Annotated in this window: 21 protein-coding genes; 10 read left to right on the top strand and 11 right to left on the bottom strand. The window is 67.4% G+C overall.

Annotated elements, in window-relative coordinates; translation table 11 throughout:
• Window positions 1-123: 123 nt before the first annotated feature.
• Window positions 124-870, top strand: coding sequence for a hypothetical protein (locus tag QQM39_RS28405; protein ID WP_302000402.1), 747 nt, complete (start codon window positions 124-126; stop codon window positions 868-870).
• A 53-nt stretch (window positions 871-923) separates the two neighbouring features.
• On the opposite strand, the gene QQM39_RS28400 is transcribed toward QQM39_RS28405, so the two are convergent.
• Both QQM39_RS28400 and eccCa read right to left on the bottom strand, forming a co-directional pair.
• Window positions 924-1199 carry a hypothetical protein gene (locus tag QQM39_RS28400; RefSeq protein WP_302000401.1) on the bottom strand — a complete coding sequence of 92 codons (276 nt, stop codon included), beginning with the start codon at window positions 1197-1199 and terminating at the stop codon, window positions 924-926.
• A gap of 309 nt (window positions 1200-1508) precedes the next feature.
• On the bottom strand, window positions 1509-5483 hold the full coding sequence (eccCa, locus tag QQM39_RS28395) for a type VII secretion protein EccCa (RefSeq protein WP_302000400.1): 3975 nt from the start codon (window positions 5481-5483) through the stop codon (window positions 1509-1511).
• 394 nt (window positions 5484-5877) lie between these two features.
• Here eccCa and eccD point away from each other — a divergent pair, with 394 nt between their 5' ends.
• From eccD to QQM39_RS28370, 5 genes are all read left to right on the top strand, one after another.
• Window positions 5878-7311 (top strand): type VII secretion integral membrane protein EccD, encoded by a 1434-nt coding sequence (eccD, locus tag QQM39_RS28390; RefSeq protein ID WP_302003752.1) that lies wholly within the window; start codon window positions 5878-5880, stop codon window positions 7309-7311.
• Window positions 7312-7424: 113 nt separating this feature from the next.
• On the top strand, window positions 7425-8969 hold the full coding sequence (gene eccB / locus QQM39_RS28385; protein WP_302000399.1) for a type VII secretion protein EccB: 1545 nt from the start codon (window positions 7425-7427) through the stop codon (window positions 8967-8969).
• A 17-nt stretch (window positions 8970-8986) separates the two neighbouring features.
• Window positions 8987-10237: a type VII secretion-associated serine protease mycosin gene (gene mycP, locus QQM39_RS28380; RefSeq protein ID WP_302003751.1), complete on the top strand. Its 1251-nt coding sequence runs from the start codon at window positions 8987-8989 to the stop codon at window positions 10235-10237.
• A 344-nt stretch (window positions 10238-10581) separates the two neighbouring features.
• Window positions 10582-10947, top strand: a complete 366-nt coding sequence (locus QQM39_RS28375) for a WXG100 family type VII secretion target (protein ID WP_302000398.1) — start codon at window positions 10582-10584, stop codon at window positions 10945-10947.
• Between the two features lie 64 nt (window positions 10948-11011).
• Window positions 11012-11308, top strand: coding sequence for a WXG100 family type VII secretion target (locus QQM39_RS28370; RefSeq protein ID WP_062720929.1), 297 nt, complete (start codon window positions 11012-11014; stop codon window positions 11306-11308).
• A gap of 182 nt (window positions 11309-11490) precedes the next feature.
• On the opposite strand, the gene QQM39_RS28365 is transcribed toward QQM39_RS28370, so the two are convergent.
• Together QQM39_RS28365 and QQM39_RS28360 are read right to left on the bottom strand one after the other, a co-directional pair.
• On the bottom strand, window positions 11491-11880 hold the full coding sequence (locus QQM39_RS28365) for a DUF6463 family protein (RefSeq protein WP_302000397.1): 390 nt from the start codon (window positions 11878-11880) through the stop codon (window positions 11491-11493).
• A gap of 2 nt (window positions 11881-11882) precedes the next feature.
• A complete protein-coding gene (locus tag QQM39_RS28360) occupies window positions 11883-12386 on the bottom strand; it encodes a DUF3995 domain-containing protein (RefSeq protein ID WP_302000396.1) in 504 nt (167 codons plus the stop codon).
• 67 nt (window positions 12387-12453) lie between these two features.
• Here QQM39_RS28360 and QQM39_RS28355 point away from each other — a divergent pair, with 67 nt between their 5' ends.
• The 4 genes from QQM39_RS28355 to QQM39_RS28340 all read left to right on the top strand — a co-directional run bounded on the left by QQM39_RS28355 (window position 12454) and on the right by QQM39_RS28340 (window position 16846).
• A complete protein-coding gene (locus QQM39_RS28355; protein WP_302000395.1) occupies window positions 12454-13050 on the top strand; it encodes a TetR/AcrR family transcriptional regulator in 597 nt (198 codons plus the stop codon).
• A gap of 403 nt (window positions 13051-13453) precedes the next feature.
• Entirely contained in the window at window positions 13454-14596 is a 1143-nt protein-coding gene (locus QQM39_RS28350) for a hypothetical protein (protein WP_302000394.1), read from the top strand.
• A complete protein-coding gene (locus QQM39_RS28345) occupies window positions 14593-15777 on the top strand; it encodes a hypothetical protein (protein ID WP_302000393.1) in 1185 nt (394 codons plus the stop codon). The genes QQM39_RS28350 and QQM39_RS28345 overlap by 4 nt, the downstream gene beginning before the upstream one ends.
• Window positions 15778-16651: 874 nt before the next feature.
• The gene (locus QQM39_RS28340) at window positions 16652-16846 is read left to right on the top strand and encodes a hypothetical protein (RefSeq protein ID WP_302000392.1); all 195 of its coding nucleotides are present in this window, start codon (window positions 16652-16654) and stop codon (window positions 16844-16846) included.
• A 206-nt stretch (window positions 16847-17052) separates the two neighbouring features.
• Here the strand turns inward: QQM39_RS28340 and QQM39_RS28335 are convergent, their stop codons facing one another.
• The 7 genes from QQM39_RS28335 to QQM39_RS28305 all read right to left on the bottom strand — a co-directional run bounded on the left by QQM39_RS28335 (window position 17053) and on the right by QQM39_RS28305 (window position 26858).
• Window positions 17053-17577, bottom strand: a complete 525-nt coding sequence (locus QQM39_RS28335; RefSeq protein WP_302000391.1) for a hypothetical protein — start codon at window positions 17575-17577, stop codon at window positions 17053-17055.
• Between the two features lie 56 nt (window positions 17578-17633).
• Window positions 17634-19934: a hypothetical protein gene (locus QQM39_RS28330; RefSeq protein WP_302000390.1), complete on the bottom strand. Its 2301-nt coding sequence runs from the start codon at window positions 19932-19934 to the stop codon at window positions 17634-17636.
• A 100-nt stretch (window positions 19935-20034) separates the two neighbouring features.
• The gene (locus QQM39_RS28325) at window positions 20035-20550 is read right to left on the bottom strand and encodes a hypothetical protein (protein WP_302000389.1); all 516 of its coding nucleotides are present in this window, start codon (window positions 20548-20550) and stop codon (window positions 20035-20037) included.
• A 147-nt stretch (window positions 20551-20697) separates the two neighbouring features.
• Entirely contained in the window at window positions 20698-21891 is a 1194-nt protein-coding gene (gene mycP, locus QQM39_RS28320; protein WP_302003750.1) for a type VII secretion-associated serine protease mycosin, read from the bottom strand.
• A 1873-nt stretch (window positions 21892-23764) separates the two neighbouring features.
• Complete coding sequence (locus QQM39_RS28315; RefSeq protein ID WP_302000388.1) at window positions 23765-24292, bottom strand: hypothetical protein; 528 nt, start codon at window positions 24290-24292, stop codon at window positions 23765-23767.
• 398 nt (window positions 24293-24690) lie between these two features.
• Window positions 24691-25485, bottom strand: a complete 795-nt coding sequence (locus tag QQM39_RS28310) for a hypothetical protein (RefSeq protein WP_302000387.1) — start codon at window positions 25483-25485, stop codon at window positions 24691-24693.
• A complete protein-coding gene (locus QQM39_RS28305; protein WP_302000386.1) occupies window positions 25482-26858 on the bottom strand; it encodes an AAA family ATPase in 1377 nt (458 codons plus the stop codon). Before QQM39_RS28305 ends, QQM39_RS28310 begins: the two co-directional genes overlap by 4 nt.
• Window positions 26859-26934 lie beyond the last annotated feature (76 nt).

Genomic DNA, 26934 nt, shown 5'->3' with positions numbered 1-26934 from the left:
TGGTCCGACGTTGAGTAACAGATTGGCGTCTGACATTTGAGAAGTCTGCGGCCTTCATTACATTGACGCGCAAAACGCACCGGCGGGGATCGTGCCCCGATCGCAGTGACCTCGGGGAGAATCGTGTCCGCACCGCTGCCGCTGACAGATGTGCCGATACCGGGCTATGCACGTCGCTGTGTTGGCCGGGTGCTTGTGCCGATGGTGTCGGTAGGGATTTTCTCCTGGGCGCCTTTTGCCTGGACGGCGGTACGCCAGCGTTCATTCGCTGACGCCGTCCTCGCGGCGATCTTCTTCGTGGCCGTGATCGGCACGATGGCATACGGCTACAGCGGGGGGAACGGTGTTGCCATCTGGGTGGTGCTGGTGATGTTGATGCTGGGCGGCAGTGTGCTGGCTGGTATCCGCACTCCGCGCACGGAGAATGTGCGCACCGGTGGCAAGCCTGCCGCGGTCTGGCTGGTCGCCAGTCTGACAGTGGTTTACCTCGTCACGGCCGGGGCTCTCGCACCGGGCGAGTCACCGGACCACGATGAGACCACGCCGCCTCCTGTATCTCCTGCTCCTTCGCTGTCGCCTGAGCTAGAGCCCACCGCAGCGGTGACCGAGTCCGTTGCTCCACCCGACGTCCCAGAGACGGAGGAAGCAGAGGAATCCGACGCCCCAGAGACAGGGGAAGAGGAAGAAGCGGAGGCAGATGACAACGGCAGGACGAGCGGCCAGGACTTCGACGGTCAGGCGAGTATCCAGTTCGGATACGCCTGCTCCCCGGTCGGCGCTCTCGGTATCGCTGAGGACGGACGTCCCGCCAAATGCTTCATGGGCAAGGACGGCCGGGCTCGGTGGGGCTACGACTCGAACCGTGGCTAGCGTCGAGGTGGGGACTCCCGACGGCGATCCTTGCTCCGTACGGTGCTCGCGTTTCACGCCACTCCACCACCCCTACGGGCGGTGGCTTTGGCGGCTCGTGCGCGCGAGGAAGCCAGTGCCAAGCGCTGGAAGTACGCCTTGCGTGCGTGCTCGGCACGACGCGAACGTTCCTCCGGCGTCAGGCGGCCCTCGGGGTCCACCTCACGTTCGAAGCGGTCGAGGAAAGCCCGCCTCGCGGGGGCCGTGTGGGCGGCGGGGTCGTCGGTCTTCGCCCAGAGAGAGTGGGTGGCGATACGTGCGCGCATCGTGCGCTCGGCGGCGTTGGACATGGCAAAGAAGCCCCTCGACTGCATGGCGCCGGAAGAAGATGGGTGAGCGCTGTACGAGCGACCGTTACTCCTAGCAACAGAGCCACTCCACCGGCGCCCGTGCCAGCCTGGAGCCGGCATCCGGCGCTTCCAGTGGCGATTGTCTCGCGGTTGTGTGGAGGATGTTCTTGACTTCCCGAGCGCCCCAGCCATGGCAACGACATCACCGATGGCGTCGGACAGGACGGGACCCGGAAGTGAGCCACGGTGCTCAGCATGGCGCGGGCAAGGGCCGATCCCAAGGTGCTGGTGGGCTGGGCGTATCGGGCCTCAGCGACGACTTTCCTCTCCGATGAGCCCTGTCTGCACCAACAGGTTTCCACGCCGTCGCGAGACGAAGATCCCCCGCCCCGCCGGCATCGGGCGGGGGCGTACGTTGCCGAGGATGTCGCCCTCATTCAGGTCGCCGGAGAGCACGACGCCCTGTGCGCCCAGTTCCTTGATGCGCTGCATGAAGGGTTCGTACGACGAGCGGCCGGCGCCTGCGCTGTTTCTGGCGACGATGAAGCGGATCCCCACGTCGCGGGCGAACGGGAGGAGCTCCGTGAGCGGGGCGAGCGGGTTGCCGCCGGAGGTCGACACCAGGTCGTAGTCGTCGACCACCACGTAGATCGTCGGGCCGCTCCACCAGTTGCGGGCCCGGAGCTGGTCGGCGGTGACGTCGGGCGAGGGTGTGCGCCGCTGCATGAGGTCGGCCAGCGCCTGAACGTGGTGGTCCATGGCGTTGGACATGGGCACATACTCGGCCAGGTGGGACGCCGGGGCCGCGTCCAGCAGCGAGCGGCGGTTGTCGATCACGAAGAGCTTGCAGGAGTCCCCGTCGTGCAGGTCGGTGATCTGTTTGATGAGGAGGCGCAGCAGGTTGGACTTGCCGGACTCGCTTTCGCCGAAGACGAGGAAGAAGGGGTCCTGGTCGAAGTTGACGTGGACGGGTTCCAGGTTGTTCTCGTCGAGGGCGAAGGCGACGCCGCGGTCCGGCTGGGCGAGTGCTGCGGGCAGGTCGGCGAAGGAGATGTGACGTGGTAGGAGGCGTACCGCCGGTGCGCCGGGTGCCGTCCAGTGGCGGTCCACGTCGCGACTCATGGCGGCGGTCGCCTCGGACAGGTCGGCGTCGGAGTGGATGCCGTCGATGCGCGGCACCGCGCCCATGAAGTGCAGTGTCTCGGGAGTGACGCCCCGGCCGGGGACACCTGCCGGGACGTTTCCGGCCGCCTTGCGGTCCAGTTCGGAGTCCATTGGGTCGCCGAGCCGCAGTTCGAGGCGGTTCATCAGCAGGTCCTTCAGATTCGCACGGACCTCCATGGCGCGGGAGGCGGCAAGGATCAGGTGGATGCCGTAACCGAGGCCTCGGGAGGCGATGTCGAGGACGGCGGCTTCCAGGCCCTCGTACTCGGTGCGGAAGTTGCCCCAGCCGTCGATGACCAGGAAGACATCGCCCCAGGGCTGGTCCGCCACCGAAATCTCTCCGCGGGCCCGCAGCTTGCGGAAGGTGGCGATGGAGTCGATACCGGAGCTGCGGAAGTACTCCTCGCGGCGAGTCAGGATGCCGTACACCTCGGCGACTGTGCGGCGTACCCGCTCCGGGTCCAGGCGTGAGGCCACCCCGCCGACGTGCGGCAGCCCGGCGACGGCGGACATGCCGCCACCGCCGAAGTCCAGGCCGTAGAACTGAACCTCGTGCGGTGTGTGCGTCAGCGCGAACGCGGAGATGATCGTCCGCAGCAGCGTCGACTTGCCGGACTGCGGGCCGCCGACGATCTGCATATGGCCCGCGGCGCCGGAGAAGTCCCGATACAGCGGGTCACGCCGCTGCTCGAAGGGCTTGTCGACGACACCGAGCGGCACGATGAGGCGGCCCGCGCCCTCGTAGCCGGGCTTGGTGAGGCCTCGGCCCTGCTCCGCGGCGAGTCCCGGGAGGAGGGCGTCCAGCGACGGGGGGTTGTCCAGCGGCGGCAGCCACACCTGGTGCGCGGCCGGACCCTGCCCGGCGAGCCGCCGGACGATGACGTCGAGCACGGTGTCGGCCAGGGCGTCGTCCCCGCCCGCCCGCGGGTCCGGCACCTGGGCCCGGGGGTCGACCTGTGCGTACTGGACCGGCACGGGGGCGGCGGTGAAGGGCACAGGACGACGGTCCACCGGCAGCGGGCCGTCCCCTGCCGTGGCCCGGGTGGAGGTCGGCCGGTGCGCGCCGGAGACGTAGGCGGCCTTGAAGCGGGCCATCTCGTCGGTGCCGTACTTCAGATAGCCCGAGCCCGGGACGTTCGGCAGGTGGTAGGCGTCCGGTACACCGAGGGCGGCGCGGGACTCGGACTCGGAGAACGTCCGCAGTCCGACGCGGTACGACAGATAGGTCTCCAGACCTCGCAGGCGGCCTTCCTCCAGGCGCTGCGAGGCGAGCAGCAGGTGGACGCCCAGGGAGCGGCCGATGCGGCCGATCTGGACGAACATGTCGATGAAATCGGGCTTGGCGGTGAGGAGTTCGCTGAACTCGTCAATCACCAGGACGAGGGACGGGATCGGATCCAGAGCGGCGCCGGCTGAGCGGGCCTTCTCGTAGTCGTGGATGTTGGCGTAGTTGCCCGCCTTGCGGAGCAGTTCCTGGCGGCGGTTGAGTTCGCCGCGGATCGAGTCGCCCATGCGGTCCACGAGGGTCAGGTCGTCCGCGAGGTTGGTGATCACCGCGGCGACATGTGGCAGGTCCGCCATGCCGGCGAAGGTTGCGCCGCCCTTGAAGTCCGCGAGGACGAAGTTCAGGGTCTCCGAGGAGTGGGTCACCGCGAGGCCGAGCACGAGGGTGCGCAGCAGTTCGGACTTGCCGGATCCGGTGGCGCCGACACACAGGCCGTGTGGGCCCATGCCGTCCTGCGCGGCTTCCTTCAGGTCCAGCATCACCGGCGTGCCGTCCTCGCCGACGCCGATCGGGACACGCAGGCGCTCGGCACGGGAGCGCGGGCGCCACGTGCGGCCGACGTCCACGGATTCCGCGTCGTCCAGGTCGAGGAGATCGGTGAACTCCAGGTTGGCGAGCAGCGGTTCGTCCGAGTCGCCACCGGACGCCATGTACAGGGGCGCGAGCTGGAGGGCGAGTGCCTCGGCGGCCTCGGGACTGAGACGGTCGGGCGTCCCTTCGTAGACGAGGCCGTCGCCGGACTCCAGGCGCAGCGCATGCGGATGCACCACGACCGAGAGACCGCCGCGTGCCCCGGTGAGCCTGGCTGGCACGACCTCGACGATCGTGACACCCTGCAGCCCTTCGGCCGCAGCCAGCGCCGACAACGGCGACAACGCCTCTCCGTCGAGTACGACGACGATGTGCGGCTGCTCCAGCAGGGGCTGACCGCCGGCCTGGAACCGGGGACGCCCTTCGAGCTCCTCCTTGAGCAGCAGCTCCAGATCCTGCGCACTGGACGTGATCAGACGGCGGCTACCCGCTCCGTCACTTCCCTCGGTCTGGACGTGAGGCAGCCACTTGGCCCACTCCCAGTGCGGAGCCGCGTCCTGCCCGGCGGCTACAGCCACCACCAGGTCGTCGGGAGAATGCATGGTGGCCAGGGAGGCCACCATGGCGCGCGCCGCCGCTCTGACGTGAGTTTCGTCCCCGCTGATAGTGAGGTGGTAGAAGGCCCGCAACGAGATCGCCATGGGCAGGCCCTCGATCGTGCTGTGCGCGTTGAGGAACTGCTTCATGGCCCCGGCGGTGAGCGGCTCCAGCTCGTCCACCGGAGCGGTCTCGGGTGCGACCAGTGGGGTGGCGAGTTGTTGACTGCCCAGCCCGATCCGGACCTGCCCGAAGTCGTCGTCGCTAATACGGCGCTCCCAGAGGCGGCTGCCCTCGGCGACCAGCGCCCACAACTGCTCGGGAGCCGGATGCAGATAGAACTGGGCGTCGCGCTGCAGCCGCGCCGTACGCAGAACCGTACGGCGGGATTTGGCCAAGTACTTCAGGTAGTCCCGTCGCAGATCGGCGAGTTGGCCCTGGGTGCCGCGCCGGTACCGGACGAGCATGGCAATAGCCAGGGCGATCGTCGATGCGATCATGACCATGCCCATGATGCGCATGATCGGGTTCGGCGTCATGAAGAAGAAGACGACGGAACCGCCCATGCCCAGCATGGGCAGCAGCTGCATCAGGGCGCCCTCCTGCTGCCCTCTGGGCAACTCGGGCGGGGATTGCAACTGCACTGGATCGGCAGGCACATCCCTGGGCAAGGCCCTCGGCGGCCGTTTGACGACGATCTGGCTCAAAGCTGACCCGTCCCCCTCGCGGACTGAAGAGCCCTTGTCCGCACCCCCGTGGCGCCGACTCCATCCGGACCGGATCCTACTGGCGGGCACTGACATTGCGGACGATAGGGTGGCGCCACGCGTGTGCACACCCGCGAATAATCAATGGATTCAGGGTCATTCACGGTCATTCGGAACCGGAATGAGAGCGGACACGCGAACGGGACAGGGGCGCGGCCCGCGAGTTGAGAAGCACCGCGAGGGGGAGACGTACGTGCCTGCGACAGTTCGAGCGGCAGGAAACACCGGCGGTCACCCGGGACCATGGGGCCAAACGGGGTCGGGGGCTCATCCGGGACCGGGGCAGCCCTGGGGACCGGGGACGCCGACCACGCGCAGCACCGGCTTCCGCCGGATCATCGTGGCGGCACCCGACAGCCGCATCGATGTGGCGCTACCCGACGACATTCCCCTCGCGCACCTCTTCCCGGAAATCCTGCGCCTGTCCGGACAGACTCCGGCACCTGGCGCCCCCGTCGGATACCACCTGGTACGTCGGGACGGCACGGTCCTCGACGAGGCACGCTCACTCGCCGCACAGCGCATCGCCGACGGCGACTTCCTCCTGCTACGCCCGTTCTCCGACTCCCTCCCGCCCGCGGTGTTCGACGACGTCACGCACGCCACGGCCAGCGCCGTCACCCGCGACCGCACACTCTGGAACGACGAACTCCTGCGCACCGCAGGACTCTTCGGTAGCTGTGTCCTACTGATGCTGCTCGCCTTCGTGGCTTGGAGTTCCGACGTCCGGCACGACATGCACGGGCTCCCGGGCATCGTGGCCACGGTCTCAGGCCTGGTCCTCCTGGCGATCGCTGCGGTACGCGCACGGGTCTACGGCGACCGCGGCTCGTCCGTGGCCTTCGGCATCGGCGCCCTCGCCAACCTGGGAGTCGCCGGCAGCGGACTGCTCGCGCTGCCGGCCGGAGAGGGAATCGGAAGGCTGCAGTTCCTGCTCGCCTGCGCCGCCGTACTCGTGGGATCGGTGGTGCTGGTGTTCCTCACACCGAGCGGCGACGGCCCCTTCGTCGCCTTCGCATTCGCCTCGGCCCTCGGCATGCTGTTGACGTTCGTGTCCATCCTCGCCGAGATGAGCCCTGCAGAGACCGCGGCAGTCTCCTCCCCGCTCGCCCTGGGCGCTCTCGCCTTTCTGCCGGGCCTGGCCACGCGTTTCGCCCGCCTTCCCATCGGCTTCGACCCGCCGCGCACCGCCATCGGCAGCGACTACGCCGATGCCGATAATGACGCCGCCGAGGTGTCGGACGTCATCGACGCCGAGCGCATCGCCGCTCAAGCGCGGCGCGGCCACGAGTTGCTGCTCGGCCTGGTGGGTGGATGTGCGTTGGTCGCAACAGTTGCAGCCGCGGTGCTCGGGTTTTCCGACGACCTGTGGGCCCAACTCCTTGCGCTCGCCACGGGCTTGGCCCTGCTGATGCGCGCCCATCTGTTCCGACACACGGTTCAGGTGGGCTGCACGCTCGCGGCGGGCCTCGCCTCACTGGTGCTCCTGGGACTCGGGCTCTCCCTCAACCCGCCCGCTCGAATGGTCCTGGAGGCGCTACGGGGTGACGGCACGGCCATGGCAATCAGGCTGGTGTGGCTGTCGGTCGCGGTCGCCGTCGTCGCCGGTGCGATCGCCGCGATCGCGCTGGTCGTGCCCAGCAAGGGGGTCCCCCCGTTCTGGGGCCGCTTCCTGGAGATCGCAGAGAGTTTCGTGCTTCTGACGCTGCTGCCGCTGTGTCTTGCGGTGTTCGGCGCCTACCAGCAGATGCGCTCGCTCTCATCGTGAGAGCCGACGGGGCCTTGGCGAGCAGAGCGAGGCCACATCGACGTACGGGACCTGCTCCTCGTACGAGACCAGAACAACCAGATCAATCAGCGGGGGAATGAGGCAGCGGAACGATGGCATCGCGGCGGGATGAGTTGAACGCCTACACCTTCGCGCGACGGCGCCTGGTCGGGCAGTTCCTGCAGCCCAGTCCGAACGGCACCGAGGAGGGTTGGCCACGGCCACTGCGTGCGGTCGTGCCGGGTGCGATCGTCACCGCTGTCATCCTGGCCGGCTTCGGGGCCTGGGGCATGTTCAAGCCCGCCGCACCGCAGGGCTGGGACAAGGCCGGGGAGAACGTCATCATCTCCAGCAAGTCGACCACCCGGTACGTGATCCTCAAGACCGACGGCAAGACGCAGCTGCACCCGGTGTTGAACATGTCCTCGGCGAAGCTCCTCCTGCAGCCCGACAAGGGCAAGGTCATCAACGTCGATGAATCGGTCCTGGACAACGGCACGATCCCGCACGGCCCCACCCTCGGCATCCCCTACGCCCCCGACCGTCTGCCCGACGCCGACGAAGCCGGTTCGAAGAAACGCTGGGTGGTCTGTGAGCGACCCGGTGAGGGCGGCCGTGCCATCCAGAAGGCGGCGTTCATCCTGGCCGAGCGTGACATGGACCGGCCCGAGGGCGCGGAGCGGCTGCGGGGCGGCGAGCTGATGTATGTGGCAGGCCCGGGCCCGGACCGCACCCGCTACGTCGTCGACGCCCAGGGGACGGCGTACCCCGTGCAGAACGAGGAGCTGCTGCTGCGCACGGTCGTCGGCGAGGGCCGGGAGCCCCAGCGGGTGTCGGCCGGCTGGCTGGCGACCTTGCACAAGGGCGACCCCATCACCTTCCCGGAGATCCCGGGCCAGCCCGGCGCCGACGCCGGGATCCAGGGCCAGCTGCCAGCGGCGGCCAACAAGGTGGGCATGGTCCTGGAGGCCCCCTCCGGGACCAGGATCCAGAAGTACGTCGTCCTGCAGGGGCGGGTCGCCCCGGTCTCCGACTTCACAGCGAAGCTCCTGCTCAGCAGCAAAGCCCTGACCATCCTCGGACAGGCGAGCCGGGCGATGCCGGTCAGCGCCGGCAGCTTCACGCCCGGGACGCCCTTCGGCGCCGAGAAGACTTGGCCGCAGCAGGAGCCCGAGCCGGTCAACTCGGCGAGCACCGACGAGGGCAGCCGCAACACGGTGTGCAACGTCCTGCGCGACGTGGACGAGGACAACGGCGCCACGACACTCAGCACCTGGGCGGGCAGGAACTTCCCCGCCACCCTCCCCACCGGGTCGAGCAGCGCGTACGTCACCCCCGGATCGGGCCAGTTCTTCCGCCAGTTCACGGGTTCGTCGACTCGCTCCGGCTTCTTCTTCCTCGTCACCGACACCGGCCTGCGCTACGCGATGCAGTCCAACGGCGACAGCGAGACGGACGACGCGGGCATCGGCTCCTCCGGCTCGGCAGCCGAGCGGCGGGAGCAGCGTGAGGCAGCGCTGCAGGAGGCCCAGCAGGCACAGAACCGCCTCGGCTACAAAGACGTAACACCAGCGCCGATCCCGGCCGCGTGGTCCGCGTTCCTGCCGACGGGGCCACGGCTGTCGACGGGCGCGGCACGACAGCCGCAGGGGTCATGAGGGGGCGGGCCGAGCGGATGTGGACGCATCGCCACTTGGGCGGGCCGGGCCGTGTGCGTCTACTCGCCGCAACGGGGGCCGCCGCCCTCGTGTTCGTAGGCGTACCGATGACTCCCACCGCTACCGCCGCCGATCAGTGCACCTTCCCCGGCAAGCCGTACGAGGGCCGCCCCTGGGCGCTACAGCGGGTCCTACTGGACGAGGTGTGGAAGCAGTCCAGGGGCAAGGAGGTCCGCGTCGCGGTCATCGACACCGGTGTGGACGTCAAGAACCGCCAGCTCGCCCCGGCGGTAGACGTCAAGAGCGGCCGCAACTACCTGCCGCTGAACCTCAAGGACGACAACGGCAACAAGATCGCACGAGGCAGCGAGAACGGCACCACCGACACGGTGGGCCACGGCACGAAGGTCGCCGGAATCATCGCCGCTAGGCCAGCGAAGGACACCGGGTTCGTCGGCCTCGCCCCCGAGGCGACGATCATCCCGATCCAGCAGAACGACGCCGAGGGCCACGGCGACACCGACAGCCTGGCCAGGGCAATCAACTATGCCGCCAACGACGCCGAGGCCGACGTCATCAACATCTCCCAGGACACGGTCAACCCGATCACAGCCACCTCCACACTGGAACGCGCGGTGGACAACGCCCTGGCCAAAGAGATCGTCATCGTGGCCTCGGCGGGCAACGACGGCCTCGACGGCAACGTGAAGAAGACCTACCCGGCCTCATACGACGGCGTCCTGGCCGTGGCCGCCTCCGACCGCAACAACGAACGCGCCGCCTTCTCCCAGTCCGGCGACTTCGTCGACGTCGCAGCCCCCGGCGTCGACATGGTCTCCACCGTCCCCGGCGGCGGGCACTGCGCCGACAACGGCACCAGCTTCTCCGCCCCCTACGTCGCCGGCGTCGCCGCCCTCATCAAAGCCAAGCACCCCCAGTGGACGCAGAAGCAGATCACCGCCCAGATCATGCAGACCGCGGAACGCTCCATCCCCGGCCACGACCGCCTGGTCGGCTGGGGCATCGTCGACCCCGTACGCGCCCTCACCGAGGACGACAAACCGATCGACCACCCCGTACCCAGCAACGAAGGAGCAGGGCAGGCCAAGGCCCCCGCCGTGGCCCAACTCCCGCTCGGCGAAACCCCACAGGAACGGGCTACCCGCCTCGGCACCTACGTGGTGGTGGGCAGCCTGGTGCTAGTGGCAGTCATCGCAGGCGGGGCGGTGGGGATGCGCGACGGCCGGAGGAGAACACCCTCCGGCTAGCCGAGAAGGCCGTTGGTCCTGTCACTGGTAGTGGCTAGAGTGACACGCATGCAATCGGTGATGTTCACGTCACCGCGATCGCAATGACCCGCGGTCGTAGCTAACGGGGAGAACGGGGAGGGTGAGCGTCATGGCGCGCGCCGACGATGTTCGCAGCGGTGAGGGGCAGCCACGGGGCTGCAACGCTTCATGAGCGGGCCGGCCCCTCGGCCTGACAAGGAATGCGAACGCCTCACCACAGCCCACTGCGGCGGATCACACCGGACGAACTGCGCGCGTTCGCCATGCAGCCTCCCCAAGCCGCCGGGCCCACCACTGAACCGGAAATCGGGAAGGAAGAACAGATGGCAGGAACCCAGAAGGTCACAGACGACGTACTACGGCAGTTCGAGCAGGAGCTCAACGAGCGCTTCGGATCGGTGAAGCAGCAGCTCCAGCAGCTCCACGCCGTGATCGACAGTGTGGAAGGCAAGTGGCAGGGCCAGGGCGCCGTGTCCTTCGACCGCAAGCAGACCGAGATCAACGAGCGCATGGCCAACATCGGCAACCTGCTCGTCCGATTCCAGAACGCGGTCAACGACAACCGCCGCATCGCCGGCAGCACCGACGAAGAGATCTACCAGGCCCTGGCGGGCATCGACACGGGCGGCTCCGGCTCGGCCAGCGGCAGCGCCCCGTCCGGAAAGACCTCGGCCTTCTCCGGCATGTAGCGCAGCAGCACCGCAGCACTGCAATACACCGGAACACCGGCTACGAAAGGAAGTTGGAGCAGCCATGGCAGTGGACAACGGCACCATGCTCGTCACCTACGCGGAACTTGAGCGCGCCGCGGGGGACATCACCTCCCAGGCCAAGAAGCTGGACACGGACCTGGAAGCCCTCCAGCAGCGGATGAAGGACCTCTCCGCCTTCTTCGAGGGCGAGGCCAAGACCGCGGCGGACGGCCTCCACCGCGAGTGGGACATCAAGGCCAGGGAGATCCACCAGGCCCTGAACGCCATCGCGAACGCGGTCCGTGAGGCGAGCGCGGCGTACAGCGCCGCCGACCGTAAGGCCGCCGCCAACTACTGACGCGGCAGGCCTGATTCAAGACTCGGGGTGGGTACGCACGGGAGGTACCCACCCCTGAGTGGCTCCAGTTGAGTACGCGTACGCACTCCTTACCGGCCATCAGCGCCCATTCGCCGCGCTGCCCCGCCGCCATCCCTCCGGCACCCGCCTGGACAACCTGGACTACCCGGTGCTGCCATCTCCTAGTCCGCTGCTGCTGTTGTCCGACGGCTGTCTCCCGCACTGTCCCGCCGGACCGCGATCAGGGCCAGTACCCCGAGCACGATCAGTCCCGGTGCGCCGGAGACGGGGTAGAGAATCTGCAGCGGCACGCCGATGGCAAGCAGATACCAGCCCAGCTGCGCCGGGAGCCTGCCGGTGTCACGGACGATGCGTTGGCTGAGTGTGCCAAGGGCAAGGAGACCGAACCCGGCGAGGAAGAACCACATCTCGTACTCACGCTGCGGCTTCCCGGGGACGGCGTTCCAGAATCCGTCGTGGGCCACATCACCGAAGGTACTGGAGGCGATCAGGGATACCGCGAAGTGCACGGCAGCCAGTCCGATCACCAGTCGGGGAATCAAGCATGTCATCGTCAGCCTCCCTGATTCCTGCGGCCCTTGAGGCTCCTCATGACATGGCGCCGGTTCTGGCGGTGAGGAACGCGAGTGGAGGCGGCGACGTATGCCGTCAGCCCTCCGAGCGCCAGACACAGCGGGGAATACCGCATGAGGTCCCAGCGGGTGAAATCGGTCGGCCGGTTGGTCAGGGCGGACGAAGCCAGACCAGCGGCACCTCGCAGAAGCAGCACGCCTGCGACGACCCATACGCCCTGGCGCACCAAACGACGTGGCCGCACCCCCGAGAGCTGAGGGACCAAGTCGGCCTGGGCTGCGACTACATAGGACGCCGCTCCGAGCGCCGCCGCGACCGCGGCCGTCAACTCCGGTGTCGGCAGGTCGGCTTCGGCGACCCCGACGACCGTACGGGCGAAATCGGCACGGCTGGCCAGCGGCCAGGGAGAGAAGGTCCAGATCCCGTGCAGCGCCCCGACCGCACCGAGGCCGACTGCGGCCGTCCCACCAGCGAGTTTCGTCATCGTCATACGGCTCCCCCATCCACTCCATACAAGCCTGTATGGATCGACCATACAGTACTGTATGGGCATGACTAGAAGGCACCTCACCCCCCAGGACTGGTCGACCGCGGCGCTGCGCGCGATGGCACGCGGCGGGGTCGCCGCAGTGTCGGTCAACGCGCTCGCGGGCGAGCTGGAGGCGACACGAGGCAGCTTTTACTGGCACTTCAAGGACCGCGACGCGCTGCTGACGGCCGCACTGGAGACGTGGGAGCGGGACGACACCGCAGCGCTGATCGCGGAGTTGGGCGACATCACCGAACCCCGGCAGCGGCTGACGGCTCTGTTCACCATCGCGCTGGGGCAGGAAGACATCAACGGCCTGGAGCCCGCGATCGTCGCCCACGCCGATCACCCCGCCGTCGCCCCGGTCCTGCGCCGGGTCACCGAGCGGCGGATCACCTACCTCACCGAGCTCTACACAGACCTGGGCCTGAACACCGCCGCGGCCAGACATCAGGCGGTCACCGCGTACGCCGCCTTCCTCGGCTGGCTCGAACTACGCCGCTCCGCCTGCGACATCGTGCCTGAAGTCGCCGCCACCGGCACGACCGCCGCTGCCGCCCTGGACCACCTCATCACCCAGCTGGCGCGACCCGCCTTGCGCGAGGCAGGACCGGAGTAAAGCGGGTCGGGTACGAGGCTACGAGGCTGCTGGGTCTCCTCGTACAACACTCCTCGACTTCGGCGAGCACGGCTGCCAGCGCCTTGAAGGCGGGCCCGTTCGGTCGGCCAGCGCGTACCAGGAGGAGCACGTGGCTCAGCCCTAGGTACCTCACCGCGGCGCGACCCCGCGCGCTGCGCCCCACTCCCCACCGCGCTCGGCATCAAGATTCGGTGTCCGAAGCGAGCGCCGCCTTTGCTGCTGTCAACCGATGAATACACTGCTGGTCAAGATCCGCAGGCGCCCACTCCGACGTGCAGGACATGCGCTGTTGGTGCACCCGCGGGTGAGTGTGTGGTTACGGGAACGGCGCACGTGGGGGACCGGTTTGCGGCACCTGCCGGCGCCGAAGGGGGAACACGGGGTGAGTGAGACGGACGAGGCGCCCTCGGCGCCCGGTCGGTTGCGTCGAGTGCTGCCGACCAGCAGGCGCGGCCGGTTGTCGCTGATATCCGCGCTAGTGCTCGCGCTTGCGGGCACCGGCCTCGGCACGTGGGCGGCGCACACCTGGCCGTGGCCAAAGGAGCGTTACTGCTGGGGCGCGTGGGAGGAGGACAGCGGCCCGGAGTTCCTCGGTGACGAGGCCTTCGGCGACGATAACGACGGGTCACGCACCAGCGAGGAGATGGCGCCCACTCGCGAGCGCCCGACCGGCAGCTGCGAGGTCTCCATCGCCGGCGACTACAAGAGCAGTTACGACGGCGACAAGGTCTCCATCCGCCAGCAGGTGTCCGTGGAGTACGGCCCGGTCCCCAAGGCCGCGGAGGCCAGGCTGGCGATGGTCCAGGATGGTTTCCTGGGCGGCGACATGGTCCCGCTCCCGGACGGCCTGCCGGGCACGGTGAACGGGCGCGGTGGTCTGCTGGTGCTCCCGAAGTCCTGCGATACGAAGGACGGCAGGCCGACCGTCGTCACGATGCAGGCGTCCGGCACGTACTCCAGCGGAAACCCCTCGTACATCCAGAACGATCCGGCCGGTCTGGGCGGCGCCCGTGAGGCCGCGGTGCTGCTCGTCGCGGCGGCCAACCGTGGGATGGCGGCGGCCGGTTGCGCGCCGGACGAGCCGCTAAGGGTCAGCTCTCCCATCTACGACCTGCCGGGCAAACCGGAGGACAACTACAGCGCCTCTGAAGACGTCTGCGGCATCCGCGGCCTGAGCCTCGGCATGGAGGACATCACGGACCAGACCGGCGCGGTCACCCGGGACCTTCAGACGTGCAGCGTCCGTGGTGACGGCGTGCCGTACCTGGAGCTGGCGATGGTCGCGCAGCCCCGGCTGGCCGCCGTATTCGACGGAATCACGGGCGAACGCCCCGTGGCCCGCGGCTGGCGCGGCACGGGCAGCATCGGCGAGGACCACGCGATCGTACGCGCCGACTGCGCCGGCCAGCCCGCCACCTTCCTGATGGGCGCCTCCACCGACCCCGACCACCTCGCCGCCTTCGCCAACGCGGCCGCCGCCCGCCTGGGCTGCGCCCCCATCGCCCCCGAGGGAGCCGCCCGGTGAGCAGCACCGCGGACCAGCCGAACCGCTACGACCAGCCCCTGCCCGCCGACCGGGAGTCGCTCAGTGAGCGGTATCGGCGCCTGCGCCGGGAGCGGTGGCGCCGACGCCGCCAGCGTTTGCACTGGCGCCACCTGCTGCGTGGCCGGGTCCGGCCGCTGCTGGCCGCAGGGCTCGCCGGAGTGCTGCTCGGTGCCGGCGGCACGGCCTGGCAGACGCAGGCCGGGCCGTTCGCGCCCGACGAGGTGTGCTGGGGCGCGCTGTCCCGCGATGACCTCGCCACGACGTTCCGCGAGCCGGAGAACGTCAAGGCGGTCGAGGCGCCCGTGCTGCACGGTGCGCGCTCTATGGACGGCCCCGCCGGCAGCTGCCAGCTGACGAACAGCGACGGCGACGAATGGGCGCTCACCGCCCGGGTGCACCGGCTGGACGACCGGGCTGGCGACGACGGCAAGTGGGCCGATGAGTTCCTCTCCGCCCGTCTCACCCCGCTCGGCGGCGGCCTGCTGGGCATGGCCTCGGACAACCGCGCCTGGCTCGCCATCCCGGACGGCTGCCTGGGCCGCCCCGGTGATCTCGACGGGCCGACCGTCGTGGACATCGCCCAGGGGACGTGGATCGGCGACCTGGAGCCGCGTACCAAGGAGCGGGACGCGATGGCCCGCATGGTCGTGAAGCTCGTCAACAAGGTCAGTGCGGACCTGGGCTGCACCGGCACAATCGCCGATCCGGTCAACCGCCTGCCGGAGGCCGCCCGCTACACCCGCACGGAGAAGCCGGACGCGCTCTGCGGCGTCAAGGGGCTGACCCTGGGCAAGAAGCGCAAGCCGGACCAGTACCCCATGACCACCGACGGGGACGGCCCGGTGCGCACCTGCGACCGGGACTTCACCGGCTCGCAGCCGGAGCAGCGCCTGATGACCGTCGAGGACCCGCGGCTGGCCGCGATCTTCACAGGGATGACGCTGGACGCGGGCGACCGGGTGACCTCCACCGTCGGCTACGGCGGTCTCGGCCCCAACCTCGGTGTCTTCCGGACCCGTTGCCAGGCGGGCGAGACGGTGTTCCTCGTACAGGCCAACGACGGCGGGATGAGCGCGGACCTGCGCACCCTCTTCCCCCGCTACGTCGAGGCCGAGGCCGCCCGCCTCGGCTGCGGCCCGCTGAAGCTGAAACTGCCATAGCAGGGGGCCGGAGCCGCTGACTCCGCCCGGCCGTGTGCCGCAATGATGCGTAACGCCACGCCCTCGGCAGCTCGAATGCGGGGGCGTGGTCTACGAGGACGGCAGGAAGGCCAAGGGCTGGCACCTGTCCGTCCAGCGGGCCGGCGGGGATGCCACGCGTACCATCGCCGAACTCCGCACTGCCCTCACCATGGGCTACGGCTTCCCCGGAGACGCCGACGCTTTCGACACCGAACGGGCCCGCGAGATCAATCGCGTCGACCCGGCCGACCTCACCGGCATCGTCCGCCTGGTTGACGAGTTCCGCGTCCGGATCATCGCTCGCAGGTCATCGCGGAGTCACGCAGGAGATGCTCGCCCGCTTGCACATCCCCACCCAGCACAGGGACATAGCCGATTGCCTTGTCAAAGAGCGGTTTGGCTTCAAACTCGGCAGTCTCAGGGTCGCCCTGCGGCTTGGGGGCTTCCTCCAGGAAGCCAACTGTCCGGCCGGTGCATATACGGCGGACAGGGGCAACCTCCCCTGTGGAAGGGGCGATGTCGTCATGTCCTCAGCCTCACCGACCCGCCCCGCCGATGTCCTGAACGCCCCCACTAAGACCCGAGCGCTCCAAAGTCATTCCGGCGAGGAGTCCCGGGTGACACCAGGCGGCGGAGGGGGAGGCGGGTAAGGCGGCCGAGGCGGGATCCGGGGCCCGGGCGGGGGCAGTGGTGGCGGCGGCTGGGGTTCCAGAGACCGCCGGGGGCGGGGTGGTGGCTGCCGGGGCGTGAGAGGTGGGGCTGGGGACGGCGGTGGCGGCGGAGGCTCGATGGCCGGCAGCACCGGTCCGCCCGCGCGCAGCCTTTCGATGGTCTGCTCGGCTCGGCGGCGAGCATGCGGGGCGTCGTCGCGTTCGTAGCGGAGCAGGACACCAGCGCGACCGAGGTTCTCGGTGGCGATCAACCGGTAGCCGAGCTCGTAGGTGATCTGCTCGATCCGGCGCTGTCGCGACGCGTCCATGCGCCCGGGCAGCAGCTCGACACGGCCGCGTCCGTCGAAGTGCCGGACTATGTCCTCGTCCTTCACTAATCCCCGCCCGTCTCAGTTGCCCTTGTCCGACTTGGCCTGCATTGCTTTGCTGACCTTCTCCTCACGGGCGAGCATCAGTCCGAAACACATTGCGATGGATTAGGCGCATGCGATGGCACCTTATCCGCAGCGACCACTGCTATCACAATCAGGAAGCTGGCGAACGAAATGACACAACATGGGAGGATATCGGCCGAGCTGGAGGATCAGCGACATTCACCGGAGCCCTCAAGCGCCTTGGTGTAGGAAGTAATAAGGTTCTTCATTGCATCGGAATCAGATCGACCCGATGCAAATACCTGGATAACAGCATACAAATCTTGCCCTGGATGCTCCGTGGACTTGCAAGAATCCGTAGTCTTCCCAACCCCGCCAGCACCCGAATAGAAATAGCGATCACCATCCACTACTTGACCGCTGTCCATTTTTGCGTACGCAGCAGCAACAGAGGTAACGCTCTCCCCTTCATTCCACCACACCTGCACTTCTCGAACTACCGTCTCGCCATCGACAATCACGTCGCATCGTTTCGTCCCACCGTTTGGAGACGATTGCTTTACGTCCATCACCTCACCTCCTGGCAGGAATGGGTCAAGCAGTTCGGGATTAAATGAGATGCCGCATTGAGTGCGAGGGACTGTGTAGTTCTTTTCATCTCCGCCGCCGCTTGAGCAGGCAGTTGCGACCAGCGCTCCTGCAAGAGCGACGGAGACTGAAGTCGACGCACGCACGAGTGCTGAGCGTGAGCTACTTTGAGGGCAGAGCGCCATGCTTCCTCTCACTGATGTCAGATGTCGGTCTTGAGGTGCGGCGCCATGAACTGAGTGTTTGTGCCCGCATCCCTGAAGCCCGCCTGCGCCGCTGTGCGGGCCTTTTCGTCGATGCTCACGGCTTCCAGGTCGGTCCGATTGTGCGCCTTTGCCGCATGTTCAGCAGCTTTCTCACTGTATGACGCATTCTCGTCCAGACCGCTCTCCCACATCTCCCCCATAGAGGCTCCCGCGTTTTCCTTTGCATGGGCCTCGGCATTCGTGAACAGCGACTCAAGAACCGTGCTCCCGACAGTGGCTGCGACACCGCCCGCTACTGCACCAACTACCGGGCTAGCGACGAATGTTGCGCCGATGCCAATACCCGTACCCACGACACCAGACGCGACGTTCTTCCACTGAGCGACTGACTGATCGAAGATCTTGTCATCCTCATCTGCAGGACCGGCGACAGCTTCCTGGCGCCCGATGGCAAGCGTTCCCGAGACCTCGCCAGACCCATGGGCAATCTGGGTGATGGCGAATTGCGTATCCTTGGAGTATCGGTGGTCAGCCGTCAGGTCCGGCCTCATGTGATAGTCCATCAAGTTCGCCATGTAGGCCTTGTTTCCCACTTCGACGGCTGCGTACCCCTCTGGGTTCTGCCCGACGGAAACGAGTAGCGCAGTCACGTCCCGGTGATTGAGCGAGGCGGACGATCCAACCACAGGGAAGAGCTTGTCCGTGTCTCCGTCGGGGTCATCTGTCATGGCTCGGTTGATGTCGGGGAGATACTCGGAAGTAATCTGCCCGACGCTATCCGACATGTATCCGTGATCTGTAAGGCGCGCTGGGTCATCTGCAACAGAGGCCACGATGCTCTCGAACAGCTTGGTCTGATCGTCGTTGTGCGCAGGCGTATCCGGAGTGGGCATTTCTCCCGCCGGGTGTCCTGTAGTGGCAGCCTCCAGCGCCATCGCCAGGTTGTTTTGCCCAGTGTGCAGATCCTCTCCGTCGAGGCTCGTCTCGCTTGGCCAGTCCCGTTCCTCAAACAGGTACTGGAAGTTGGACAGCGGGACCTTTCCGTTTTTGCCGTTACCGTCCGTGTCCCGCTCGAAGGGGTTGTCCGGGTTGTCCTTCGCTACATACTCCTGGTTGAAGAAGGACGTCGCAGCGTCTGGGCTGTTGGAGAGGCCACGCAGGTAGCCGGCGAGCGGATCGGCACCGCTGTCCTCGCCAATGCGATTCAGGTACTGGCTGGGACCGGCGCCTCCGCCGAACTGCCAGACGCGGTTGGGGTTCTGGCCGTATCCTGTGATCTCTTTCTCTGCGGTCATGAGCTTCGTGCCGTAGTCGACCATGAATCGGTCGTCGTAGTCGCCGACGCGCATGAGGTTGCTCATGACTTGGAAGCCCATGGGCCCGGTCCCGCCTCCGCCGATCCGGGTCGTCCCGAGGTCGATCACGTCCCGCTTCCAGCTGGCCATGGCGGTGGAGTCACTCTGTGAGGCGTTGGCCAGGGTGAGGCTCAAACCACGCTGGAGGTCGTCGAGTTTGTCCATGCGGTTGGAGGAGATGTCGTAGTTGCGTGGGTCGGTGACACCTGTCCAGAACTCCAACGTCTTCGTCGGGCCGAGGGTCGTGGCGAACCTCTCTGCAAACAGCGGGTCATTGCTGTAGTCCTTGAGCCCGGCAGTGAGCTGGTCAAACTCCTTGACGGTGAGGTCCTGCGGGTCCTTCCTTGCCAGCCTGGCCATCTCGTCGGCCTTCTTGATGGCCTCCGCCGCGGTGTCACGGTCCTTGTAATCAGCCCCGGAGAAGCCTGTCTGACTCTGGTCGGCAATGGCAATGAGGGCAGTTTTGGCGGAGGTGTCGCTCTCGGTGGCCTTGTCGAGGATGCCCTGAATTTTGTCGCGGAGAGCGGTAACGTCGGCGGCGTTGTCAGGTGACTCGCCGGTCTTGGCCTGCGAGGGGACGTTCGAAGTAACGGTGAAAGCGTCCCCAGTGGGGAAGACAGCGAGGCTCTTGGCGCGGCCTTCGTCGACTGCTTCGACAAGCTGCTGATGGTAGCCCTTCAGTTCGCCGAGGGTGTCGCTGAGAATCCGGTGAATGGTCCTGGCTTGTGTGTGCGCGTCAGTGAATTCGCCAGCCGTCTTGCCGATGAATTCCTTGGTGACCTGGGAATTGATACCCGCCCAATCAGCTTTGTTCGCTGCCTGGTGAAGTCCGTCCTCGGCGTCCTTCTTCAGCCGCTCAAGATTGTTGGCGAGCGTGGACCAGTCCGCGACGGCGTCGGAGAAGAGTTTGAAATTCGCGTGGTACAGGGCGTCGAAGTTCATTTGGTTTCAATTCCTGGGAGTCAGAGGCCGGTTGTGGGTGCCGAGAGAGGCTGTTGGCGGGACGGTGAGTCCGCCGCCGCTCGAAGACCTCGGCCGCTTGCTACTCCTGCTTCTTGTTCGGCTCGCCGTACAGGTCGTTCTTCTTGCCCGGATCACCGACGCGCTCGTTGAACCCCGCATCGAGCAGTGCGATGCTGCTCATTTGCCGCGCAATGTAGTCCTCGGTCCCGGCGTGCAGCTTCTTCGTTACGTGCATGTGGTTGGAGATATGCGCGACCGCATCCATCAAGGACTTGAGCTGCTGCTCCCAGCGCTTCGATACATGCTGGAGCCCTGCCCCGAGCGCGAACCCCTGCTTCGACAGATCGGCCGCCGCGGAGTCACTGCCGGGCACGGCAACGCGTGCCCGGTCCCACAGGTCGTTGTACAGGGTGTGTGCCTTCTTACCGATCGCGGCGAGGTCTGCGTCGCTGGCTTTGAGCACCCCGTACTCACTAGGCATAACAAAGGGTCCGTACGTGCCGCCACTACCAGCGTCGGCACTATCCAACTGCATGCGCGCCGACTGCCGTTCAGCTGCCTGCGCCTTGAGCTGCTCCCACTCCTCCCACGCCATGCGTGGCCCCTCCCCGTTGCCTTGTCGTGTGCCGTCGAACAGTTATGAACGTGCGACCGCAATGCTGCGGTAGTCAAAAAGTACGGTAGCGCCACGGCACCACATGCCTCATCCGTAACTGCCGCCAGCGCGTCTGAGCATCTGTACTCAGTGCCCGAGGAACGCCGTGTTGCGGCGCCGGGCGCGCACTACAGGGACCGCGATGGCAGCGCCCAGCAGAGCGGCAGCGCCTACGCCCAGCGTGATCCAGAGAGCCGTGTCGCCGTCATCCTCCCGTGCAGGGACGGCGGCGGACTGCTGGTCCTCCTCGTCCTTGGTCCCAGCGGACTCAGACTCCTTCGGAGACGGCGACTTGGGCTCCGCGGCGGCCAGGTCGGGGAGCGGGTACTCGTCGGCTGGGCCGGGATCGCCGGGAGTCTTCAGGGCGATCCGGGGACGGACGACTCCGTAGCCGACGTAGTCGTTCCGCTTGGCGCCGCTGGTGGGGCCGGCTGCGGTGTTGAGCATGACCCGGAGGACCTGGTTGTTGGTCCAGTCAGGGTGCTTCGACCAGATGAGGGCCGCACTGGCGGAGGCGATGGCGGTCGCGTCACTCGTACCACGGGTCTCGCACAAGCCCGTCTTACCGCCACATGCATGCAGCATGTCGACGCCTGGAGCAGCTAGGTCTACCTGAGGGCCGTACTGGGATTCAGGGGCTTTACGGAGGTCTTGGCCAATTGATCCCACCGCAACGACCCCAGGGGTGGCAGCGGGGGACACGAGAGACGAGTCACCGTCGTTGCCTGCGCTTGCGAAGATCAAAGCTCCCTTACTCAAGGCGTACCTCACAGCCTCGCTCTCTTCCTCCCCTCCAGCGCCTCCTCCTACCGACATGGAAATGTTGATGACCTTGGCCCCTGCATCGGCGGCATACCTAATCGCCTCGGCGAATACGGTTGCTTTCAGGGGCACCCGAATGGGCAGAATCTTTGCCCCCGGGGCGAGGCCGAAAGCACCATCGCCTCCCCCGCTCTCGCCGGTTCCGGCGATCAATCCGGCCATGCCTGTCCCGTGGCCACTGGAGTCAGTGTGCTGATCGCCTGGGGCGTCTAGCGCAAAGTCCTTCCCCTTCAGTACTCGGCCGAGGAGGTCAGGGTTCTTGTCATCGACCCCGCTGTCGATCACCGCGACGGTGATGCCCTCGCCCTTGGTGACCTTCCACATCTCGTCCGCCTTCATAGCGGTCAGGTGCCACTGCTGGGAACGGATGGACTCCGCATGGGACGGCGTCGTGGCAATGCCCACCAGCAGGGCTGCCAGTACTCCCGGCAGCAGGGTCCGGTGAGTGACACGCTGCATTTTGCTGGTGGGCATCGGCATTCCTCTAGCGGTCCTCATGGAGTTCAGTCCACGACGGGCGGTGTGGCGCGACGTACGCCCTGCTGCCAGGTCTCTTCGTCTTCAGTGAGGTAGTCGGGGCGCTCGCCTCGGCGATCCTCAGGACGAGACTCCGCCGAGCGAGAGCCCGGGGGCACCACGGGTCCGCCACACCCAACAGGTCCTGCACCGTGCTGCGGATCGCCTGCCCGTCGCACCGTGCTTGAGACCGGCTGACCGCGGCGCGTGCCGCCCTGACCTGCAGGACTTGCGGGGCGCCCGCTGCCGCCCGGAACACCGTGGACCGCTCCAGAGCCGCCTGGGGTGAAGGGGCGTGCGCTCCCCATCCCGGTCTGCTGGGGATGGCCGCCGACGATGCCTCCGGTCTCCGGGGCGAAGCGACGACCACCCGTTCCACCGCCGGGTGTAGAGGGAGCCGTGCCACGTGCCGTGGAGGAGCCGCCGGCACCGATGGGACGGGCATTTACGCCCCCCGACCCCTGCGTGCGACCGCCGACAATGCCGTCGGGCTGCCCTGGGATGCGCCGGCCACTGCCCGTTCCGCCCTGGACGGCCGCTGGCCTTCCGGTACCGATGGGCTGACCCGCTTGACCACGGCCGGACACACCCTCACCGCCAATCACAGTGCCCCGAGGGATACTGCCAGTGGCCCTCCCCGGAGAGGGAGACACGGGCCTGCCGCCCGTAATGCCTCCACCCGTGGCGGGACGCTGCGCGGAAGGTCCGGTGCCCATCGGAGTCTGTCCAGAGGCTACCGGGGGTCGGAATCCAGGAGACGGGCGGCCTGTCCCTGACGAAGGGCCGGTTGGCCTTTGCGTGCTCCCGGTCACCGGAGGTACTACTCCGGGAGGCATCGTCGCAGTTCCCTCCGGGCGTCCCCCGGCCATCGGCGGGCCACTCGCCGGCGCCGACGGCGCAGTTGGCGCCTCGGGCAGGGTCGCGACGCTGTCGATCTCCATCCCCGTGGGCGGCTGTGGACGCACAACTCCTCCGGCAGGGGCTCCGGGAGCATCGGCTGAGGTCTCAGGAGCGCCAACTTGCCCGTTCACCCCACCGCTCTGGCCCGCCGAGCCACTGGCACGCCCACCGGATCCGACCGGTCCGGCCGTATCAGGTGCGGCTGTACCAGTGCCACCACCGGAACGCACGCGACCTTTACTCGTCATGTCGTCCCGCTCCGGCGGTAGTACAGCCTTGGGCGGCGGCGGGAACTTCGGCTTCTCCAACCCGTCCATCTGCTCCGCAGACAGCGTGTACGACTCCGCGAGCTTCTTCATCTGCCGAGCAGCCTCTTGCCGCTCCGACTCCCGCTTGGCCAGGACCATCTCAATGTCCCGGGTGGAGTCGCGAGTGACGGAAGCCGAGTCCGGGTCCTTGGGCGTCGCCTTCGCCGCTTCCAAGTTCGCCTGCGCTGTGGCCAGGGTGGACTGGCCGTACGACGTGTTCCGGGGGATCGACGCCTGGACACTCCCGATCGTGCCCGCAGCCTCGGTGAGCCACTTCGACGCGCCTCGGCTGTATTCCGCCAGTCTCAGGGTCGCGTTCGCGAGGTCCGCGCTCCAGGTGCGGAACGCATCCGCCCCCTCGCCCTTCCAACTCACCCACTGGGGGCGTGTCTTCAGTTCTTCGCCAGCCTTCTTGATCTCCTCGGCCACCAACACCAGCTTGGCCGCGGCAGCCAGCACCATGCCGGCGTCGGCCTCATCCAGCCAGGCGAGCATGTCCTCGTGGCTCATGCTCTCGAACGGTGTCTTCCCGCCACCCTTGCCCTTGTCGCCCATCTCGTCTCCCCGCTATCCCCGTGAGTGGCCCCGCGACGCGTGACCAGCCGCCGTCAGAAGCCCGACGCGCCGGACGTGTCGCCGCTTCCGGAGGCATCGCCGGGCTTCGTGGTCTTCCCACCCGGCGCACCCGGAACCTGCGGCTCGTAGCTTCCGCCGTAGTGCTCGGCCGTGTCCTTGCTGATCGCCAGCATGCGCCGGCTGACGTCCGCGTCCACGTTCTCGTAGCCCTTGTGCGAGGCCAGGACCGCGATGCTCATACCCTCGATGGAGTCAGTGAGCAGCTTCGAGAGCTTCTCCAACTCCGACATCACCGTCTCGTGAGCCCCAAAGATGTTGGCCGCCTCGGCCCAACCGCCGGATCCGCCACCGAAGTTGGCTCGCGAGGCCACGGTCTGCCCCACCTGTTTCGGACCGGCCGCGCTCTCCCGCAGGTCACGCAGGAGGGCGTCGATACGGTCCCGGAACTTCGTGAACGACTGCAGCTCGGTGATGACGTCGCCAACAGCCGAAACCGTTGCCTGGAGGCCCGACCCGACGCCGAACACGTCTGCAGCCGCGCGTGCTACTGGTCCCCCCAAGAGGCCCTCCGCGTATGCGGCTGGGTCCGCCACAGGTACGTCGATCGCCCCGTCCTCCGCCACAGCACCCTCCCCGTTAGCCAAAGCGTCAGGTTTCACTCTAGCTGCGGGCGCGGACAATTCGCCTCCCGCCTTTGCGGACGCAAGTAAGTGCATAATTGGGCAAGTTGAGCGCAGTCGGTCGCAACCGAACGTCACGAATGCGTGACAGTCGATCCCGTCGCAGATGCCGCCGGTGGCCAAAAAGCATTGCTGTGGACCGGTAGCCTCGCCCAGCAGCGCAAGAGACACTCCTTGCCTCCCAGCCAGATCACGAGTCCCACTCGGCGTCAGGTTTCGTGATGCGAATGCCGAGGACTCGGAGGGGCCGTGTTCAAGTCCATCGGGGACGAGGCCCGTCAGTGATCCACAGCCAGTGCCCCCTGGACGGGGAACTCCACCAGTGTCGCGGTACGCAGTTCTTCATCGCGCAGCAGGCGCAGCACTTCGGGTTGCTCGTCGCCAAGGACGAGGTCGGCACCGGGCAGCACGGCCTGTCGCAGCATCGACTGCCATACGTCGGCGAATGGCTGGTTGCGCAGCACGTCGAGAGCGTCGCGCATGCCCGCCTCGTCGCTGTCGCGCCTGGCTCGATCCCAGTCACGGATGAGGATCCGGGCTTCCTTGCGTGCTAATACCCGAGCCACGGGAAGGCGTCGCTCGTCCAGGTTCAGGCCCAGGACCTCGATGGTCTTCTGCCCCTTGGAAGTCAGCTTGCGGTAGGTGCCCTTGCCGAGTTCGAGGAAGAGATGGGCGAAGGGGTCCTCGCGTGTCGGGTCGATCAGCAGAGGCTCCCCGGTCTCGGGGTCGCACTCCCACCAATCATTCTTGTACGTACTGTTGCAGTCCCCGCAGGCCAACAGGTGGTTGGGCCAGCGAAAGGTCTGGAGCGGGTTCTTCTCTCGCGGCTCGAAGTGCTCGATGGCCATCCCCGTGGTGCCGCCGCAGTACATGCAGCAGCCGAGCACGCCGGGCGCCATGCGGTGAAGCACCGTACGTATGGACTTCTTGACGTCGCGCTCCTTCTTCCACAGGTCGTCGGCGTAGCTCTTGCGTCTGCCGTTGGCCTCGTCGCGCTTCTCGATGCGTCCGGTGAGGACCGCCATGCGCTCTTCGGTGGTGTCCGGGAGCGCCAGCCGCTGGATCGGAATCACGCCTCGCGCTCCCGGGAGGTGCGGTAGCGCCCCATCACCTCGTCCACGCGGGCCACCGGTGAGCTGGCGAGGCGGTCGCGTACACGCAGGTACTCCGCGGTCTGCTCGGCGTCGGCCTGCCCGAGGAGGACGGCGTATTCCAGCTCGGCAAGTCGGTCACGTAGTTCGCGTGCCGTTTCGGAGTACGGAGAGTCCAGGCCGAACAGTTCGGACAGAGCTGCGTCGTCACCCGTCCCGTACACGATCCGGCCGTACAGGTCCCCGTCCACTGCACGGGGAGGTTCCGAATCGCCGGGGCCGGGCAGGCGGATCAGGCCGCCGGGGTCGGCGGCCTGGCAGATGTATGGGCTGTGCGTGCTGACGATGAACTGGACAGCCGGGAAATGAGACTTGAGCCACTCCCCGATGTGCTGCTGCCACCAAGGGTGAAGGTGCGCGTCCACTTCGTCGATCAGGACGACTCCGGGGTGAGGCAGGCGAGGTGGCCCGCCTTGGTTGCCGAGGCCTTCGAAGGTGAGGTCGTCGTAGGCCGCGTGCATCTGCCGCACGATGTCCAGGACGAGGGCCACCGTCGTGCGCTGGCCGTCGCTCATCCGCCGCAGTTCAACGCGCGGGCCCGTGGGGCCCGACTTCGTCCATCTACGCAGCCACATTCCTTCGGAGTCCACGTCCTCGATCACGTAGGAGTCCGGTACCAGGCCGTCGCTGAGCAGCGCCAGGACGCCGGCCTTGAGTTCGCGGGCTCCTGGCCGCTCTTCCAGGGTGCGCAGGTGGACGGCGACCAGCCAATCGAATGCCTCGGTGAGGGCGGACTGTTCCTCGAAGAGCGTGCGTAGCGCGGCACTCCGGTCGAGCTGTGCGGCATTGCGCTCATAGAGCCCGGTGCCGGTCTGGCGACGGAACGGGCCATAGCCGGCGTGGAACCAGCCGGGCGGTGGGGCGGACGACCACAGGAAGGACAAGGGCGAGCGGGGGGCGGGAGAGATGAACTTCACTTCGGTGGGTGGATCGTCGTCGTCGGCATAAGCATCCGGCTCCGGCTGCCAGCGGAGGCTGGCTTCCGAGGTGCCGTCGCGGTCACCACCCGCACCGGTATCGATGCCGCTATCCGCCCGTACAGTGACGTCCACCCGGCCGGACGTCTGGCCGAAGGAGAGGTTTTCCTCCAGATCGCCGTCCAGCTGCGCTGCGCGACGTGGCCCGGCGAGCGCAACCCCGATGGTCCGCAGCAGCGTCGTCTTGCCCGATCCGTTGCGCCCGGCGAGCACGGTCCAGCCGGCGTACGTCCCATCGGGGCGGGCGAAGTCGAGGTCGCAGGCGCGTGGCCCGAAGAACCCTCGCACCCCGTCGATCCTGACTCTCGTCACGTACATAGCCCCGACCTCCTTTCGCCGTGCTGCGGCAGATGCCTGCGTGTGCCACGTGCTCCAGGGCCGTCACGTTGCGCGC

It is taken from the genome of Streptomyces sp. DT2A-34, from assembly GCF_030499515.1.
Taxonomy (GTDB): Bacteria; Actinomycetota; Actinomycetes; order Streptomycetales; family Streptomycetaceae; genus Streptomyces.
This window is presented reverse-complemented; position numbering and strand designations above follow the sequence as displayed.